Annotated in this window: 14 protein-coding genes and 1 tRNA gene; 3 read left to right on the forward strand and 12 right to left on the reverse strand. The window is 72.4% G+C overall.

Annotated elements, in window-relative coordinates; translation table 11 throughout:
- Positions 1 to 201: 201 nt before the first annotated feature.
- Positions 202 to 2,184 carry an EAL domain-containing protein gene (locus AB0D44_RS10400; RefSeq protein WP_362587499.1) on the forward strand — a complete coding sequence of 661 codons (1,983 nt, stop codon included), beginning with the start codon at positions 202 to 204 and terminating at the stop codon, positions 2,182 to 2,184.
- A gap of 46 nt (positions 2,185 to 2,230) precedes the next feature.
- Here AB0D44_RS10400 and AB0D44_RS10405 read toward each other — a convergent pair whose 3' ends face one another.
- The 4 genes from AB0D44_RS10405 to AB0D44_RS10420 form a co-directional block, all read right to left on the reverse strand.
- Positions 2,231 to 3,541, reverse strand: coding sequence for a hypothetical protein (locus tag AB0D44_RS10405; protein WP_362587403.1), 1,311 nt, complete (start codon positions 3,539 to 3,541; stop codon positions 2,231 to 2,233).
- Between the two features lie 78 nt (positions 3,542 to 3,619).
- On the reverse strand, positions 3,620 to 4,825 hold the full coding sequence (locus AB0D44_RS10410; RefSeq protein ID WP_362587406.1) for a peptidase S1 and S6: 1,206 nt from the start codon (positions 4,823 to 4,825) through the stop codon (positions 3,620 to 3,622).
- A gap of 20 nt (positions 4,826 to 4,845) precedes the next feature.
- Complete coding sequence (locus tag AB0D44_RS10415; RefSeq protein ID WP_362587409.1) at positions 4,846 to 5,124, reverse strand: hypothetical protein; 279 nt, start codon at positions 5,122 to 5,124, stop codon at positions 4,846 to 4,848.
- 5 nt (positions 5,125 to 5,129) lie between these two features.
- Positions 5,130 to 5,468: a hypothetical protein gene (locus AB0D44_RS10420; RefSeq protein WP_362587412.1), complete on the reverse strand. Its 339-nt coding sequence runs from the start codon at positions 5,466 to 5,468 to the stop codon at positions 5,130 to 5,132.
- Positions 5,469 to 5,605: 137 nt separating this feature from the next.
- On the opposite strand from AB0D44_RS10420, the gene AB0D44_RS10425 reads away from it, so the two are divergent.
- Complete coding sequence (locus AB0D44_RS10425; protein ID WP_362587415.1) at positions 5,606 to 6,592, forward strand: LuxR C-terminal-related transcriptional regulator; 987 nt, start codon at positions 5,606 to 5,608, stop codon at positions 6,590 to 6,592.
- A 1-nt stretch (position 6,593) separates the two neighbouring features.
- Here AB0D44_RS10425 and AB0D44_RS10430 read toward each other — a convergent pair whose 3' ends face one another.
- From AB0D44_RS10430 to AB0D44_RS10445, 4 genes are all read right to left on the reverse strand, one after another.
- Positions 6,594 to 6,854 carry a DUF397 domain-containing protein gene (locus AB0D44_RS10430; protein WP_362587418.1) on the reverse strand — a complete coding sequence of 87 codons (261 nt, stop codon included), beginning with the start codon at positions 6,852 to 6,854 and terminating at the stop codon, positions 6,594 to 6,596.
- Positions 6,814 to 7,662: a helix-turn-helix transcriptional regulator gene (locus AB0D44_RS10435; protein ID WP_362587421.1), complete on the reverse strand. Its 849-nt coding sequence runs from the start codon at positions 7,660 to 7,662 to the stop codon at positions 6,814 to 6,816. The genes AB0D44_RS10430 and AB0D44_RS10435 overlap by 41 nt, the downstream gene beginning before the upstream one ends.
- A gap of 154 nt (positions 7,663 to 7,816) precedes the next feature.
- Positions 7,817 to 9,514, reverse strand: coding sequence for a glycosyl hydrolase family 18 protein (locus tag AB0D44_RS10440; RefSeq protein WP_362587424.1), 1,698 nt, complete (start codon positions 9,512 to 9,514; stop codon positions 7,817 to 7,819).
- A 255-nt stretch (positions 9,515 to 9,769) separates the two neighbouring features.
- A complete protein-coding gene (locus AB0D44_RS10445; RefSeq protein ID WP_362587427.1) occupies positions 9,770 to 10,882 on the reverse strand; it encodes an LLM class flavin-dependent oxidoreductase in 1,113 nt (370 codons plus the stop codon).
- A gap of 229 nt (positions 10,883 to 11,111) precedes the next feature.
- On the opposite strand from AB0D44_RS10445, the gene AB0D44_RS10450 reads away from it, so the two are divergent.
- Positions 11,112 to 11,870, forward strand: coding sequence for an IclR family transcriptional regulator C-terminal domain-containing protein (locus tag AB0D44_RS10450; protein ID WP_362587430.1), 759 nt, complete (start codon positions 11,112 to 11,114; stop codon positions 11,868 to 11,870).
- Between the two features lie 77 nt (positions 11,871 to 11,947).
- Here the strand turns inward: AB0D44_RS10450 and AB0D44_RS10455 are convergent.
- From AB0D44_RS10455 to AB0D44_RS10470, 4 genes are all read right to left on the reverse strand, one after another.
- Positions 11,948 to 12,021: transfer RNA gene (locus AB0D44_RS10455), tRNA-Lys, on the reverse strand.
- An 88-nt stretch (positions 12,022 to 12,109) separates the two neighbouring features.
- Positions 12,110 to 13,789 carry an AMP-binding protein gene (locus AB0D44_RS10460; RefSeq protein WP_362587433.1) on the reverse strand — a complete coding sequence of 560 codons (1,680 nt, stop codon included), beginning with the start codon at positions 13,787 to 13,789 and terminating at the stop codon, positions 12,110 to 12,112.
- A 26-nt stretch (positions 13,790 to 13,815) separates the two neighbouring features.
- Entirely contained in the window at positions 13,816 to 14,409 is a 594-nt protein-coding gene (locus AB0D44_RS10465) for a lytic polysaccharide monooxygenase (RefSeq protein ID WP_362587502.1), read from the reverse strand.
- Between the two features lie 259 nt (positions 14,410 to 14,668).
- A complete protein-coding gene (locus AB0D44_RS10470; RefSeq protein ID WP_362587436.1) occupies positions 14,669 to 16,663 on the reverse strand; it encodes an SPFH domain-containing protein in 1,995 nt (664 codons plus the stop codon).
- Positions 16,664 to 17,376 lie beyond the last annotated feature (713 nt).

The following is a 17,376-nucleotide window of genomic DNA, read 5'->3' on the forward strand; positions in this document are numbered from 1 at the left end:
CCCTTGGCCTTCACTCGCCTGCCTACAGAACGTCACGACCGATCACGCGAGATCAGCAGGGGCCTCGGCATGCTCAGAGCCGCGCAGAAACGATCGCCCCGGCTTCGGGCGTCACTGCGTCATCACGCCGAACTCCCGCCCCCCGCACGGCGACGCCGCTGGATAGGGCCTCCCGGCAGCCTCTATGATCGGCACACTTTCCTGCACGGACACTCACGAGCACTGCGGGAGCCAACGGTGAGCGGAACCTCAGAAGGAACCGGTTCGGCGGCCGACAGCATCCGATCGGCCATTACGGAGCGTCACGCGGCAGTGTCGGCAACGGCAATTCCGCCGCGCGCCGAATCCGAGCGGCGCGACTACCGCGCCGCCTTCAACGCGGCCCACCTCCCCATGGCCGTCGTCGACCGCGACGGGTACGTCGTCGCCGCCAACGAGGCCTTCGCCGGCCTGCTCGGCGCCGAGCCGCACGCGCTCGTCCACCGGTGCGCCGCCGACCTGGTGGACCTGGCCGCGGAGGCCCGCACCTGGGCCGCGTACCAGGAGGTGCTGCGCGGCCGGCAGGCCCGGCTGCGCTGCACCCGGCGCCTGAAACACCCCGACGGGCACTCGCTGTGGACCGAGGTCACCCTGGGGCCCGTCCCCGGGACCGGCGACGTCCTGCTGTCCGTCGCCGACATCAGCGACCGGCGCGACCTCCAGGCGCGCCTGCGCCACCTCCAGATGCACGACCCGGTCACCCGGCTGCCCAACCGGGCGCTGTTCTTCGAGCGGCTCTCCGCCGCACTGGAGGCGTCCTCGTACGACCACGGCGGCGGCACCGGCCGGATCGGGCTGTGCTACCTGGACCTCGACGGGTTCAAGGCGGTCAACGACACCCTCGGCCACCGCGTCGGCGACCGGCTGCTGGCCGCCGTCGCCGCCCGGCTGACCCAGTGCGCCGACCAGTCCGGGTACGGGCGCACGAGCGGCCACCTCGTGGCGCGGCTCGGGGGCGACGAGTTCGCCCTGCTGGTCGAGGACTCCACGGGCACCGAGCAGCTCGCGGACCTGGCGCGCAGCGTCCTGGCCGCCGTCCAGGAGCCGTTCGACCTGTCCGGCCAGCGGCTGTCGGTCTCCGCGTCGATCGGGGTGGTGGAGCGGTCGACGGCCGGCACCTCGGCGACGGGGCTGATGCAGGCCGCCGACACGACCCTGTACTGGGCCAAGGCGGACGGGAAGGCCCGTTGGACCCTCTTCGACCCCGAGCGCAACGCGCACCGCATGACGCGCCAGGCCCTGTCCTCGACGCTGCGGCCGGCCGTGGAGCGGGGGGAGTTCGAGCTGGAGTACCAGCCGCTGGTGGATCTGGAGAGCGGGGCGGTGCGCGGGGTCGAGGCCCTGGTGCGGTGGAACCATCCGCAGTTCGGCAGGTTGACGCCGAATCGGTTCATCGGCATCGCCGAAGAGGACGGGTCCATCGTCCAGTTGGGGCAGTGGGTGCTGCGCACGGCCTGCCGCCAGGCGCGGCGCTGGCAGATCGAGCAGCCCAGTGACTCCCCGGTCTTCGTGTCGGTCAACGTCGCCGTGCGGCAGGTGTGGGACTCGGACCTGGTGGGCGACGTGGCGGAGATCCTGGCCGAGACGGGGCTCGCGCCGCAGCTGCTCCAGCTGGAGCTGACCGAATCGGCCGTGATGGGTTCGGCCGGCCGGCCGCTCCAGGCGCTCCAGGCGCTCAGCGACATGGGCGTGCGCATCGCGATCGACGACTTCGGCACCGGGTACTCGAACCTGGCCTACCTCAGCCGGCTGCCGGTGTCGGTGCTGAAGCTGGACGGGTCCTTCGTGCGGGGCTTCCGCTACGAGGAGGGCACGCACCCGAACCCGGCCGACGAAACGATCGTCGAGGCCCTGGTCCAGCTCGCACACCGGCTGGGCCTGACGGTCACGGCGGAGTGCGTGGAGACGGCGGGCCAGGCGGCGCGGCTGCGCCGCGTGGGCTGCGACACCGGGCAGGGCTGGCTGTACTCCCGTGCGGTGGCGCCGGACGTGATCGCCCGCATGATCGGCCGGCAGGCGGCCGCCGCTGCCTCGTCGGCCGCTCCGGCTGCGGTTTCGGCTTCAGGTCCGGCTGCGGCCCCGGCCGGCGACCCGGCGCCGGCCGCCGCACAGCCCGAGGAGCCCGCCCCGCACCCCCTCGTCTGAGAGAGGGGGTGCGGGACGGGCTGCGCCCGGCTCGGCCCGGCGCCTGCTATCCGTTGACGGCCTTGTCGTAGCGCAGGGCGACGTAGCCCGAGGCGGCGTGGCCGGCGATGCGTCCGTCGGATCCGCCGTTGAGGTAGTCCTGACCGCGCATCATGTCGTCGTTCGGGTTGGACTCGTGGATGTACGAGAACTTGCCGGCACCCTTGTCGATCCACTTCTCGAAGAGCACCACGTGCCCGTCCGAGGTGTTCAGCGCGTCGCCGGGCTGGAGGTCGGACTTGGAGATGGTGGTGCTGACGCCCGGCAGGCTGTAGGTCGTGTAGCTGCTGTCGGCGTGCCAGGCCATGGAGACGAAGCCGGAGCAGTCGGTGCGGTAGGTGTGGTCGCCGTCCGGGTCGGTGGCGTAGGCGCCCTGGTTGTAGGGGATGTCACGGTTCAGCCAGTTCACGGCGCGGCTCATGATCTCGCTGCGGGCGATCTGCCCGCCCTTGCTGGAGGGGTCGGGGGTGGGGGGCGCCGGCGGCTGGTAGGTGCAGTCGTTGGCGAAGGCGGAGAGCAGGGTCTGGGTCCAGCCGCTCGCGTCGACCGGGTCGGAGGGGTGGTAGGCGATGTCGTCCCCCTTGCCGTCGGTGGGATCGGCGTCGTGGTACCAGTACATGCCGCCGTTCGTACGGCCGTAGTAGAGGCCGCCGCCGGGCGAGACCAGGCTGTCGACCGCCGACCACCCGCTGCTCTTGAGCTCCGAACTCTCCCAGTCCCCGACGCCGTTGATCTGGTAGGAGAGCAGCCTGCCGTCGGCCGTGCTAGCGATGAGGACGTCGTCGCCGGCGGCGGCGAGGGTCTTGAGGACGAAGCCCTCGTCGATCACCGCGTGCTTGGCGATGTGGGCGGGCCCGCTGGGCTTGGCCTGGGAGACGTTGTACCGGTGGAGCTGGCCGGCGACCGTGCCGTAGAGGTGCCCGGCGCCGTCGTAGGCCATCTTGTCGAAGGTCCAGCCGCCGTCCCAGATCTTGGTGACTCCGGCCAGGGCCAGGGCGTTGTCGTTGGTCTGGATGTCGACGCGGTACAGGTCCCCGGCGGTCGACGTCACGAGGACGGTGTTGAAGTTCAAGGTGGCCATGGCCTTGGGCGTGAAGCCGAGGTTCGCACCGATCAGGGTCTTGACCCGGTCGCCGGTGTTGGGGGCTATCGCCGTGTAGGTGAGGCGTCCGTCGGGGAGGGTGCCGTAGATCGACACGTTGCCGCCGCAGATCGCGGCGGCCTGCGCCGGGGCGGAGGTGACGGTGACCAGGCCGAGGGTCGTGGCGCCGACGGCGAGGGTGGCGGCGAGGCGGCGCTTGAGGGACGACGAGAGCATGGGTGTCTCCGGATTCGGGCAGCCCGGACGTACGCGTGTCGGGCGGAGGGGAGGGGCGGGAGGAGGGGAGGCTGCGGCTCAATACCAGTTGTTGTTCAGGAAGTGGTTCCAGGCCGCGCAGGGCGTGCCGTACCGGCCGTCGATGTAGGACAGGCCCCACTTGATCTGGGTGACGGGGTTGGTGCGCCAGTCGTCGCCGAAGGCGTCCATCTTGGAACCGGGCAGGGCCTGGGGGATGCCGTAGGCCGTCGAGCCCGGGTTGTCGGCCCAGTAGCGCCAGCCGCTCTCCTTGTCCCAGAGCTGTTCCAGGCAGTTCCACTGGGTGGTGCTGTTCCAGGCGCCGCCGTCGTGCTTGTTCATCAGATCGCGGCCGGCCGCCTTGACCGCGGGTATGTCGGTGCCGTCGAGCGGGTCCGCGGTGGTGGTGCAGGCGAAGGTCTCCGGCTGGGCGGAGAGCAGCTCCTGCGTCCAGCCGCCGGTGTTGACGGGGGTGTCGTTGTGGTAGGCGATGTCGGCGCCGGTCCCGTCGGCCGGGTTGGCGTCCTTGTACCAGTACATGGCGCCCGTGGTTTCGATCCGGCCGTAGTAGAGGCCCCCGCCGGGCGAGACGACCTGGTCGAAGCCGGACCAGCCGGAGGTCTTGAGGTCGTCGCGGTCCCAGCTGCCGTCGCTGCCGATCTTGTACGAGTACAGGGCGCCGGCCGAGGTGGTGGCGAGCAGCCGGTCGTCGCCGGCGGCGGTGAGGGTCTTCAGGACGAAGCCGCTGCCGATCTCCCTGCGCTGGCCGATGTGCGCGGAGCCGGTCGGTTTGGGCTGCGAGACCAGGTACTGGAGCAGGAGGCCGCCCGCCGTGCCGTACAGGTGCCCGTGTCCGTCGTAGGTCAGCTTGTCGTGGGTCCAGCCGCTGTCGAAGATCTTGACGGGCGGGCGCTCGAGGACGAGGGACGTGTTGTTGGTGAGGACGTCGAGGCGGTAGAGCGCGCCGGTGGTCGACGTGACGAGGACGGTGTTGAAGTTGAGCGTCGCCATCGCTTTGGGCTCGAACCCCAGGTCGGCTCCGACGAGCACCTTCTTCAACTCGCCGGTGGCCGGCGTGATGGTGCTGAAGGTGAGACGGCCGTCGGGAAGGATGCCGTAGATCGAGGCGGTCCCGCTGCAGGTGGTCGCCGCCTGTGCCGCGGGGGCGGCGGCGACTGCGGCGGCGGTGAGCAGTCCGGCTCCGAGGGCGCTGGACAGGGCGGCGGCCGCGGTCTTGCGGGCAGCCCGGCGGAGGGTGGTGGTCACGGTGTTCCTTCGTGAGGGCGTCAGCGCCGGGGTTCGGCGGTGCGGTAGCCGTGGGCGCTGAGGGGACCGCGGGCGCCGGAGAGGATGGCGCGGGCCTGGTCCAGGGCGGCGGCCTCGGTGGCGGCGCGCACGAAGAGGTAGAGGTCGACGCCGTGGTCGGCGGCCTTGGCCCGTACGTGCTCCAGCCCGTGTGCGGCCTCGGCGTGGGCCCAGATCAGATCGGAGAGGAGCGCGAGCCCGCCGCGGCGGTGGTCGGGATCCTGGCGCGGGCCGGAGAGGGCGGCTCGGACGACGCGCACGGGGGCTAGTCCCAGTTGATGCTGGCGTCGGCGCCCGCCGGGGGCGTGTCCCAGTTGATGCTGCCGTCGGCGCCCTCCGGGGGCGTGTCCCCGTTGATGCTGGCGCTGATGTGGCTGCCTTCGGCGGGGGCGGCCGCCGGGGTGGTGGTGACGGCGCCGGCGCAGAGGGCGGCGAAGACGGCGGCGACAGCGGTGAAGCGCGCGGTGCGGGACATGGTTTCCCCCGAGGTCGAGAGCTGGGCGGTGGTCCGTTCGGTGCGGTGTGCTGCGCGCTGTCCCGGACCGTCCTTGAGGCTCTGGCCTGAGCCGGGGACCTTCGTCCCCGCCGTCCCGGTGATCACCATGGTGCTGCGCGCACGACCTGTGCAGAAGGGTTTCCGCCTGGCACCAAGGGGCCTGGCACCTTGGTGCCAGGTTTGGCCTACGATCGCGGTGGCGGCGGCCCGCAGGGGCGGCCGAAGTGACGCTGGGGGGCGGGGACTTGCTGCAGGCACTGGGGCTCGGGGCCGATGTGGAAGCCGTGTACCGGGGGATGCTGGCCGACCCGTCGGGAGGGGTCGCCGACCTGGCCGACCGGCTCGGTCTCACCGAGACGCAGGTCCGCGAGGGCCTGGACCGGCTGGTCGACCTGGACCTGCTCAGACCGTCACGGGACTGTCCGGGCGCGCTGCGGGCGGTCAGGCCGGAGCTGGGCCTGGAACTGCTGCTGCGCCGGCAGGAGGAGGAACTGGCCCGCCAGCAGGAGGAGCTGGCCCGCAGCAAGGCCGCGGCGGCGCAGGTGGTCTCCGAGTTCGCGGAACTGCGCCCGAACACCGAGGTCGACGGCGCGGAACGGCTCGTGGGGATGGACGCCATCCAGAGCCGGCTCGAAGAGCTCGCCCACGGCCTGGAGCGCGAATGCCTGGCCATCCTGCCGGGCGGCGCCCTGTCCGGGGCGAGCCTGGAGTCCTCCCGGCCGCTCGACGAGCGGGCGCTGGCCCGCGGCATCGAGATGCGCTCGGTCTACCAGGACAGCGCCCGCAACGACCCGACGACCCTGGCCTACGCCCGCTGGCTCACCGAACAGGGCGGGCAGGTCCGCACGAGCCCGCTGCTGCCGCCGCGCCTGCTGGTCTTCGACCGCACGGTGGCGGTCGTCCCCATCGACCCGGCGAACTCACGCCTGGGCGCCCTGTGCACCAGCGCCCCGGGGATCGTGGCGTCCCTGGTCACCCTGTTCGAGCAGACGTGGCAGGCCGCCGTACCGCTGGGCGCGGACCGCTGCCGTACGGACGACAGCCGGCCCAGCGCGGCCGAGCTGGAACTGTTGAAACTGCTGGCCTCCGGCCTGACCGACGAAGCCGCCGGCAAGCGGCTCGGGGTGTCCCTGCGCACCGTCAGGCGGCAGATGTCCGCGCTGATGGAACGCCTCCACGCCACGAGCCGCTTCGAGGCGGGCCTCAAGGCGGCCCAGCAGGGCTGGCTCTAGGTCACAGGCTGCGGACGAAGGCGGCGAAGGCGGCCGTCCCGACGGTGAACACGGGCCCGTCGGGATTCTTGGAGTCCCGCACGGCGACCCGACAGGGCTGCGCGGCCACCTCGACGCAGTCGCCGCCGTTGCTACCGCTGTACGAAGCCTTGTGCCAGGTGGCGCCGCCGAGGGGTGCGCACTCGACGCAGTCGCCGCCGGTGTTACCGCTGTAGCTGGACTTACGCCACACGGCGCCCGCCGGGTTCTGGTTGCTCCGCATACCGCTCCTCCATGACCCGCGTGATCAACGCCGCCGAGTCCTCGACAGAGAGTGCGGCGGCCTGCAAGTGAGCGTAACGAAGGGCGGCTTCCCGCACCGTGTCGGGGTTGGCCGTCGTGTGGCCCGAGATCAGGTCTTCCGTGTACACGAGGTCCGGGTCGTTGGCGAACCGCATCGCGTTGAACGCCCCGATCAGGCCAGCGTGTTCGCCCGCCGAGTTGGCCAACACCTGGATCTGAACCCACCGGTTCTCACGGAAGCTCAGCAGGTGGGCGAGTTGCTCGCGCATCGCCTCTCGACCGCCGATCTCCCGGTGTAGCACTCCCTCGTCGAGCACCACCCAGACCACCGGTGGCTTCTCCCGCCGCAGGATGCGATGGCGCTCCATTCGGGCCGCGACCAGCTCTTCGAGCTGGTCCGGCAGCCCGCTGGCCAGAACAGCTCGTGCGTACGCCTCCGTCTGGAGCAGTCCGTGTACCAGTTGGGGCTGGTAGGCGGAGATGTACGCCGCCCGGGCCTCCATCTCCGCGTACGCCTGGAACCATGTCGGCAGGACGCTCCGCAGGACCAGGCCCACCAGGCGGGAGAAGTGGCCGTCCGTACCGAGCGCCGCGTCCAGCCGCTCCGAAAAATCCCTGGTCGGGACCCGGCGGCCGTTTTCTACCATGCCGATCAGGGAGCCGGTGCAGAAGATGATCGCGCCCAGTTCCGCCTGTTTCAGGCCCGCTTCCTCCCTCAGCCGGCGCAGCTCGTAGCTGTAGTAGTCCAGCGGCGAGGCGCTGGGATCGATGTCGCGGGCCTGGATCATGAGACGGCACCCCCAAGCGGGAAACGGGCTTGTGGCCGAGCGTAGCGACCTCGCTACGGACCGGTGTCCGGAATCCGGCAACCATGTCACACACCTCCGCCCCGCCCCCGGAGGGGCAGGGCGGAGGCGTCGCTCGGCGCGGGGTGGGGGGAGATCAGCAGGCGCCGAGGTCCTTCCAGACACCCCATTCACCGGTGGTGCCCGGCGTCTCGTTCTGCGTCCACCACTGGGCCTTGTACTTGCGGCCGTTGTGGGAGACCTCGTTGCCGGCGGTGTAGACGGTGCCCGCGACGTACGCCGGGGTCGAGCCGCAGCCGGTCGGAGGCTGGGTGGTCGGCGGGGTCGTGGTGGGCGGGGTCGTGGTGGGCGGCGTGGTCGTCGGCGGGGTGGTGACCGGCGGCTGCGTGGTGCCGCCCAGGGCGTTGGAGATCTGGCCCAGGAGCGTGGCGTTGTTGTCCAGGCCGAGCAGGGAGTACATCATCGCGCCGGCCAGGCCGCGCTGCTTGCCGTAGTCGACCCGGGCCTGGATGGACTTCTGGTTCAGGCCGGTGAAGAACTCGCCGTCCTTGTAGAAGTACGAGGACTTCGACTGGTCGTCCCAGAAGGTGGTCGCCGCGTTGTCGACGATGCCGCCGAGCTCCTTGTAGTGCGCGATGCCCGCCTGCTGGCTGAGCGGCCGGGCGGCTGAGCCGCCGGTCGCGGTCTGGGCCAGGCCGTTGGTGGTGCCGGCCGGGACGCCCTTCCAGCCGCGGTAGTAGAACTCGTAGCCCAGGGTCAGCTTGCCGGCGGGGAAGCCGCCGGTGATGCCGTAGGCCGGGTTGCCGTCGATCCAGGAGTCGATGGCGTTGTCGATGCTGTACTTCTCGGTGCCCGGCGCGATCGGGTCGGTCGGGTCGGCCGCGGACGGGTACAGCGGGGACTGGTGGTACGTGGGCCCGTCGCCGTCCCAGGCGCCGTGCATGTCGTACGTCATGATGTTGGCGTAGTCCAAGTACTGGCCGATCTTGTCGGTCTCGATGTACTTGATCTTGTCCTGGCCGGCCGGCAGGGCCGCGGTCAGCATGTACTTCTTGCCGCCGTTGGCCGCGCCCTCGGCGTCGAGCTGCTTGCGGAACTCCTGGAGCAGCAGGGTGAAGTTCTGCTTGTCCTCGGGGCCGTAGTGGTTGCCGAGGTGGCCGCCGGCGGAGCCCGGGTACTCCCAGTCGATGTCGATGCCGTCGAAGATGCCCGCCGCGGTGCCCGGGCCGCCGAAGCCGCCCTCCACCGGGAGGTCGCCCTTGATGTACTGCTTGATGCAGGAGGTGACGAACTTCTTGCGGGAGGCGTCGGTCTTGGCCGCGTCGTGGAAGTACTTGGAGTACGTCCAGCCGCCGAGAGAGATGTTGATCTTCAGGTGGGGGTACTTGGCCTTCAGTTCCTTGAACTGGTTGAAGACGCCCACGATCGGCTGGTTCCAGGTGTCGGCGACGCCGTCCACGCTGTCGGCCGCACCGAAGGACTTCTGGTAGTCGGCGTAGGAGTCGCCCGCGCCGTCCCCGGCGTTGGGGTTGTTGTCGTCGCCCGCCGCCTTGTTCGCCTCGAAACAGGTGAGTTCGGTGGGGTGGATGTTGCCGAACGAGTAGTTGATCACGTCCAGCTTGCCCGCTATGCCGCGCGTGTCGAGGTGCTTGGGGTAGAAGGCGTTCCCGTACACGCTCCACTGGTCGTAGTACGCGATGCGGACGCCGCCGGCCGCGGCGGTGGCGGAGGCGTCGGCTGCCTGCGCGGTGCCGAACCCGGCGAAGGAGGCGAGCGCACCGGCTGCCAGCGCGGCCGTGGCGGCGGCCGCGATGAGGGGTTTACGGATGTGCATGAACTGCCTCCGGGGGGGTGGGAGGGGAGGGCATCAGCTTCAGGTGAGAGAAGTGATAGCGATCACGCCACGCCCCAGTCAATGGTTTGGACCAAAGAAGGACTAGACCACTGAGCAGCCAAAGTGGCTCGTCAGAGACCTGAGCGGACATCAGAAACCGCTCGCCACCCCGGGTGACGAGCGGCTTAAGGGTGCCTTAGGCCATGCTCCGGCAAGGTTTCGGCAACAAACCAGCCGAACCCCGTTTCCCCGCGGTCACCCCTGGTCCGGACCCTCCGACGGCATCCCGTACGCATCTGCGACGAGCCCGTACGAGCGCAACCGGGCCGCACCGCTGTGGGCGTTGGCGGTCAGCATCAGCTCGTCCGCGCCCGTCCGCGCGGCCAGGCCGTCGAGTCCGGCGCGCACCTCGTCGGGGGTGCCGTGGACGATGTTCGCGAGCCAGCCGTCCACGAACTCCCGCTCGAGCGGGGAGAACGGGTACGCCGCCGCCTCCTCGGGCGTCGGGACGAGCCCGGGCCTGCCGCTGCGCAGCCTCAGCATCGACAGCGCCCCCGTGAGCACTTGGGCGCGGGCCTCGGCGGCGGTGTCCGCGGCCAGCGCCGAGACTCCGATGAGGGCGTACGGGGCGTCCAGGACGGCGGAGGGCCGGAAGCTCTGCCGGTAGAGGTCGAGCGCGGGCAGGGTGCCGGCCGCCGAGAAGTGGTGGGCGTAGGCGAAGGGCAGGCCGAGCTCGCCGGCGAGGCGGGCGCTGAAGCCGGAGGAGCCGAGCAGCCACAGCGGCGGCCGCCCGGCGGGCCCCTGCACCGGACCGGGCACGGCGTGCACGCGGGCGTACGGGTGTCCGTCGGGGAAGTCGTCGTCGAGGAAGCGGGTGAGCTCCGCGAGCTGCCGGGGGAACTCCTCGGCGGCCTCGTCGAGGCGGCCGGTCCCGCGCAGCGCGAGGGCCGTGCGCCCGTCGGTGCCGGGAGCCCGGCCGAGGCCGAGGTCGATGCGGCCGGGGGCGAGCGCCTCCAGGGTGCCGAACTGCTCGGCGACGGCGAGCGGGGCGTGGTTGGGCAGCATGACCCCGCCCGAGCCGAGCCGGATGCGGGAGGTGTGGGCGGCGAGGTGCGCCAGGATCACGGCCGGGGAGGAACTGGCGACCCCGGGCATGGAGTGGTGCTCGGCGACCCAGTGGCGGTGGTAGCCGCGGGACTCGGCGAGCCGGGCGATGTCCACGCTGGTGCGCAGGGAGGCGTGGGCGGTGCTGCCGGCGCCCACGGTGACGAGGTCCAGGACCGAGAGCGGAACGGGCGCGCCGCCCCTCGCGGTGCCGTGGATACCATCGCCGCCCTGCTGTCGGCCCGCGTCCCCGGTGTCACTCATCGTCGCTCCCGTCTCGCATCCTCGTCCGTACGAAGAAATCGAACCGTCGGCGATGCCCGGGCATTCCCGGCACACCGGGACGGTGGGCGTGACCATGGCATATGCCAGTGGGGTAGATCCTGGCCGGGCGACGTGATTGAGCCATCAATCTCCTCAACAGGCGCTCCACATGGGCCTCTTGATGGCTATCGTGGTAGGGCAAGCGGTAACAACCTGCTAGGGGGAAACCGTGGCGCTGAAGCCCGAGCCGACCGCGCCGTTCCACTCGGTGCTGTACGCACTACGCGTACTCGAAACGATCTCACGGCACACCGGCGGTGTGACCGATGTGCAGATCGCGCGTGAGACCGGCCTGCCCGCAGTCCATCTCGCCCCGATGCTGCTCATGCTGCGCCGGGAGGGATATGTCCTGCAGGTGTCCGACGGCGCCTACGCCATAGGGGATTCCCTCGTCCTGCTCGGCTCCGGCGTCGACCGGCAGCAAGCCCTGACGGACAAGCTCCAGGAGACCCTGGACCGGCTGCGGGACTCCGTGGGGGCGGCGGTCTACATCAGCCGGTACGTGGACGGCGAGGTCAGAATCACACAGTTCGCGGACAGCCCGCGCACTCCCAAGGTCCACGAGTGGGTCGACTTCCGCTCCGCGGCGCACGCCAGCGCGGTCGGGAAGTGCCTGCTGACCCAGCTCGATCTGAACGGGCGGCGTGACCACCTGTCCCGTCACAAGATCGCGCGGCTCACGTCGAAGACGATCGTGAACGAGCGGATCCTGTTCTCCAAGCTGGACGCCCAGCCGGCCACCGTGCCCGTGCTGGACCTCCAGGAGTACGCCGTGGGCACCGTCTGCGCGGCCGTCCCGATCACGGCCGGGGCCTCGGTGGGCTGCCTGGCCCTGTCGATGCCGGTCGAGCACGCGCACCGGCTGCGGGCCGCGGCGGACACCCTGAACCGGAAGGCAGCGCCGTTGCTGCTCTCGCTCACCCTGTAGGACCAGGCCGGCGGGGCATCCCGCCGGAAAACACTTCGGGCGGTTCCCGGTGAACCGGAAACCGCCCGAAGGACAGGTGCGCCGCCAGGGACTCGAACCCCGGACCCGCTGATTAAGAGTCAGCTGCTCTAACCAACTGAGCTAGCGGCGCCTGCTGACAGAGAAAATACTACCTGCTCCTCCGGGGTGCTCAAAACCAGCCCCGGCGGCGGCCCCGTGCCCTGCCCCGGAGCCCGGCGCTAGCGGTGGAGGAGGTCGAGGCGGGACTGGGCCTCGTACACGGCCAGGAGCTCGGACCGGTCCGCCTCGGTCAGGCGGCGGTAGCCCCCCGCCGGGGAGCGGTGCCAGACCGGATCGGTGCAGAGGAACGACTCGCGGCGCAGGCCGACACGGTGGACCTTGTTCGTCGCCGTGACGGGCATCTCGTCCACGAGCCTGACGTACCGCGGGGCCATCTTCGTCCCCAGGTCCGGCTGCGCGGCCAGGAACGCCGCGAACGCGTCGGGGTCGAAGCCGGCCCCCTCCCGGAGGGCGACCGCGGCCATCACCTGGTCCCCCGCGACCTCGTCCGGCACCGCGTACACCGCGACCGCCGCCGCGACGTCCCACCGCGCCAGGATGTTCTCGATCACCGCCGCGGCCAGGTTCTCGCTGTCGACGCGCAGCCGGTCGTCCGTACGGCCCGCGAAGTACAGGAAGCCCGCCGCGTCGCGGAAGAACAGGTCGCCCGTCCAGTACCAGCCCTGCCGCGTACGGGCGGCCTCCGCCTCGGGGTTGCGCCAGTACCCCTCGAACAGGCTCCGGCCCCGGTTGACGAGCTCGCCGATGGCGGCCGAGCCGTTCAGCAGGCGGCCCTGCGCGTCCAGCACCGCTGCCGGGCATTCGGCGCCCGTCTCCGGGTCGATCACCGCGAGGTCGTCCCCCTCCCCCGCCCGGCCCAGTGCGCCCGGCGGGGTGTCCGGCGTGTGCTGGACGGAGGCGCCTCCCTCGGTGGCCCCGTAGCCCTCCACCAGCGGGACGCCGAACCGTTCGGCGAAGCGCGCCGCGTCCACCGCCCCGGCCTCGGTGCCGAAGCCGAGCCGCAGGGTGTGCTCGCGGTCGTCGGGCCGGGGCTCGGTGGCCAGCAGGTACTGGACGGCCCGCCCGACATAGGTGAAGTACGTCGCCCCGTACGCGCGCACGTCGTCCAGGAACGCCGACGCGGAGAAGCGCCGGCGCAGCGCCACCGACGCGCCGCCCGCGAGCGCCGGCAGCCAGTCGGCGATGACCGCGTTGCCGTGGAACAGCGGCATGCAGACGTAGTGGACGTCCTGCGGGGTGACCGAGAAGCGGCGGGCCAGCGCGGACCCGGCCGCCGCGAGCCGGCCCTGCGTGCAGATGGCGGCCTTGGGGGCGCCGGTGGAGCCGGAGGTGAAGTAGAGGAGCAGCCGGGATTCCGGGCCGGGGGCGCCCAGCGTCGCCTCGCCGGGCTTGGCGGCGGCGTAGGGGGCGAGCAGGGCCGCGTACTCCTCGGTGCCGGTGACCAGGAGGCGTACGCCCGGCAGGTCGAGGCCGCGCAGCAGCGGCAGGTGGGCGCTTTCGGTGACCAGGATCCGGCACCCGGTGTGCAGGATGTCGCGCGCCAGCTCGGGGCCGCGCCGGGTGGGGTTGATCCCGGCGACGGCGGCCCCCGCGAGGGCCGCCGCGCCGAGCCAGAACGGGAACTCGGGGGTGTTGTCCAGCAGCACTCCAAGGTGCGGTTCGGCCCCCGGAGGCATGAGGTCGACGAGGAGCGCGGCGCGCGCGGCGGCCTCCTGGGCGGTCCGGTGGTGGCTGAGGACGGTGGGTCCGGTGTCCTCGTACTTCAGCCCCGGCCGGTGGTCGCCCCATTGGCGCGCCACGAGCTCCGCGACGGTCTCGGGTGCAGTCGTCGTCCGCATGCCGCCGGAGATTAGCTGACGTTGCGTCAGAATTGAACGTCGGAGCAGGCGTAGAAGGCGTTTGCCGTGTCGTTGATCGTCCAGACCGCCAGGATCAGGTGCCGGCCGGTCCGGCCGCTCGGCATGGCCGCCTGGTGGACGGTGGTCATCGCGGGGCGGGCGCCGTTGTAGGCGACGGTGAGGAAGGGCTGGGGTTCGAGGTCGGCGCGGGTGAGGGCCTTGGTGCCGTTCCAGCCGTTCTTGGTGACGTAGTACTTGAAATCGGTGGTGGAGTGGTTGGCGGTGAACTGCCACCGGAAGGCATAGCTCTGCCCGCTGGTCACCCGGGTGGTGGGCCAGGCTCCACCGCGCGGGTTGTCGAGCTCCGCGAACTGCGGGAGGCCGGCGGAACATATCTTGCCGTCGGCGGGCCCGGCGGCCGGGAAGCCCTTGAGGCCCTCGACGCTCTGCGGCTCCCACTGGATGGCGCCGCAGTCGGAGACGGTCTTGTTGGCGCAGAGCTTCTGGCGGCTGATGGGGGTGTCGGTGTAGCCGTGGCTGCTGGCGCTGGGGGCGCCCAGGAGGGTGATTCCGGCGACGAGGCCGAGGCCGAGCGCGGCGGCGCCCGCCCGTTCGGGCATGCGGAAGTGACGCATGATGCTCCTTGAACGTGGGGGGAGTTCGGCGAGAGCGTGCGCACGCGTGGGGATGGTGTTCGGATCTGGCGGAACTGGCGGAACTGGCGGAACTGGCGGAACTTAGGTCTAGACCAAGTCTCAGACTATTGACGGCAGTTGGCCGTGTCCATACCAACGGAAGAACGGGTGGTCCGGTCCGAACCGGCCACCCGTTCCCGTACTTCCCGTACTTCCCGTACCTTCCCGTACGTCAGGAGGCTCGCTAGTCGCAGCGCCCCGTGTAGAAGGCGACCGTGAGGTCCTTCACCAGCGCCTTGCGCTCGTAGTCGTCGAGCTCGACGAGCCCGCGCGAGGTGAGGCGGTGCACGGTGTCGTCGACGGCGTCCACGACCGAGGTCAGCACGGTGTCCCGGTGCTTGGCGTCGATCGCCGCGACCCGGCGGCGGCGCATGGCCTCGGCGACCTCGGGCGCGTACTCGATCCGGGTCGGCTGGGCCGAGAAGACCTCGATCCCGACGGCCTCGGTCTCCGCCGCCAGCATCCGGGTCAGCGCGTCGCCGACGGCCTCGGCGTCGCGCAGGGTCGGGGCGTCCTCGTGGAAGGCGTCGGCGGGGAGCTGGGACAGCACGCGGGCCATGGCGGATTCGACCTGTTCGGCCAGGTACTCCACGTGGTCCGCGACGGCCAGGGCGGCCCGGGCGGTGTCCTTGACCTGCCAGACGACCTGGACGACCACCTGGAGGGCCAGGCCGCCGGAATCCACGGCGGGCATGGGCTCGCTGCGCCAGTGCCGCAGGCGTACGTCGACCCGGCGGCGCAGCAGCAGGGGGCTGATCCAGGTGAGTCCGGTACGGCGGACCGTGCCGCGGTAGCGGCCGAAGAGGGTGAGCACCCAGGCGTGGCCGGCCCGGGAGCGGCCGAGGCCGCCGAGGGCGAGGAGGGCGACGATGCCGAGGAAGGCGAGCGGGGGCCAGTGGGTGGCGTGCAGGCCCTGGTAGGCGCGCGGGGTGGCCCCGAAGGCGGCCACGATCGTGGCGGGGACGACCCCGGCCCGCCAGAGCACGGCCGTGCAGCCGGCGAGGGCGAGCCCGCCGATGGCCACGCCGATCCAGCCGGGGAGCACCGGACCGCGGTGCTCCCGGAGCCGGTCGTCGCCCCGCGGGACCCGGCGGCCGGGGGCGGGGCGGGGTGCGGCGGGGGGCCGGGGGGCGCGGGGCCGGGCCGGGGCGGGCTCGGCCTTCTGCGCGCCGAGGAACGGCAGGTGCACCGGCATCTCCGTCGCGGCGCTGCCGCGCGGGAGGCCCGGGGCGGGCCTGTCCCGGGTGTCGTCCTCCTCCACGAGGGCACGCGCGACGGCCCGCGCCACGATCCCGACCACCCCGGGCCCGGGCACCCCGGACCGCGCGACGCCACGCTCGGGCTCGGGCTCGGGCTCGGGATCCGCGGCGAGATCCGAAACGGGGTCCGAGTCCGGATCGAAGTCCAGCTCCACGCCCCCCGGTTCCGTCTCGACGGCAACCTCCGGCTCGGGCCGGGGGGCCGGTGCGACGGGGGCTTCCGGCTCGCGCCGGGGGGCCGGTGCGGCGGCTTCCCGCTCGCGCCGGGGGGCCGGTGCGGCGGCTTCCCGCTCGCGCCGGGGCGCCGGCTCCTGCCGACCGGCCCCGGCCGCAGCCTCCAGCTCCTGCCGGAGCTCCGGCTCGCGCCGGGGGGCCGACTCGTGGCGGGGGGCCGACTCGTGGCGGGAGATGGGCTCGTGGCGGGGGGTCGGCTCGTGCCGGGGGGTCGGCTCGTGCCGGGGGGTGGGCTCGTGCCCGAGGGCCGACCCCCGCCGGAGCACTGGCTCCTGCCGCAGGGCCGGTGCGGCCGAGGCTTCCGGATCACTCCCGAGACCCGACTCGGCCACCGTCTCCCGCTCGCGCCGGGCGTCCAGCTCCTGACCGAGGGCCGACTTGCTCCGGAGACCCGGCTCTTGCCGGGGGGTCGGCTCGTGCCCGAGGGGCGGCTCCTGGCGGGGGGACGGGGCGGTCGTAGCGGGGGGTGCCGGGGTGGGCTCGGGGTGCGGGTGGGGAACGGATCGCAGGTTCGGCTCCGACGCGGGGGGCGTGGTTTCGGCAGTGGGGAGGCGTAGGCGCAGGGTGGAGGCCGCGGCGGGGGGCGCCTCGTCCTGAGGGTGCGGAATGTCCAGGGCCGCGTGTACCGGTTCGGGCTCGGTGCGGGCCCGGGCGGCCGGTACCTCGGGCCCGGACGCCAGCAGCACCGCGGGCGCGGTGGCCCAGCCGGTCGAGGTCTCGCCCGAAGCCGCAGCCGGAGCCGGGGCAGAAGCCGGAGCCGGGCTCGAAGCCGAAGCCAAGGCCGGGGCCGGGCCCGAAGCCGAAGCCAAGGCCGGGGCCGGGCCCGAAGCCGGAGCCAGGGCCGCAGCCGGAGCCGGGCTCGAAGCCGAAGCCGAGGCCGGGGCCAGGCCCGAAGCCGGGGCCGCAGCCGGAGCCGGGGCCAGGCCCGAAGCCGGGGCCGCAGCCGGAGCCGGGGCCAGGCCCGAAGCCGGAGCCGCAGCCTGGCCCGAAGCCAGTGCCGCAGCCGCAGCCGGGCCCGAAGCCGGGGCCAGGGCCGGAGCCGCAGCCTGGCCCGAAGCCAGAGCCGGAGCCGCAGCCCGGCCCGAAGCCGAAGCCGGAGCCGGACCCGAAGCCTGGGCGGGAGCCGAAGCCGCAGCCGAAGCCGCAGCCGAAGCCGCAGCCGAAGCCAGTGCCGCAGCCGGGCCCGGGGCCGGAGCCAGGCCCGAAGCCAGAGCCGGAGCCGCAGCCCGGCCCGAAGCCGAAGCCGGAGCCGGGGCCGGGCCCGAAGCCGCAGCCGGGGCCGGGGTCGGGGTCGTGGCTGGGCTGGGGAGTGGGTTGGGGGCTGCCGCTGCGTCCCGTACCGGCGCCGGAACGGGGGCAGGGGCGGCCACCGGCGGCACCCGGAAGGTGCCCGTGGCCG

The organism is Streptomyces sp. NPDC048349 (assembly GCF_040651925.1).
GTDB lineage: Bacteria > Actinomycetota > Actinomycetes > Streptomycetales > Streptomycetaceae > Streptomyces.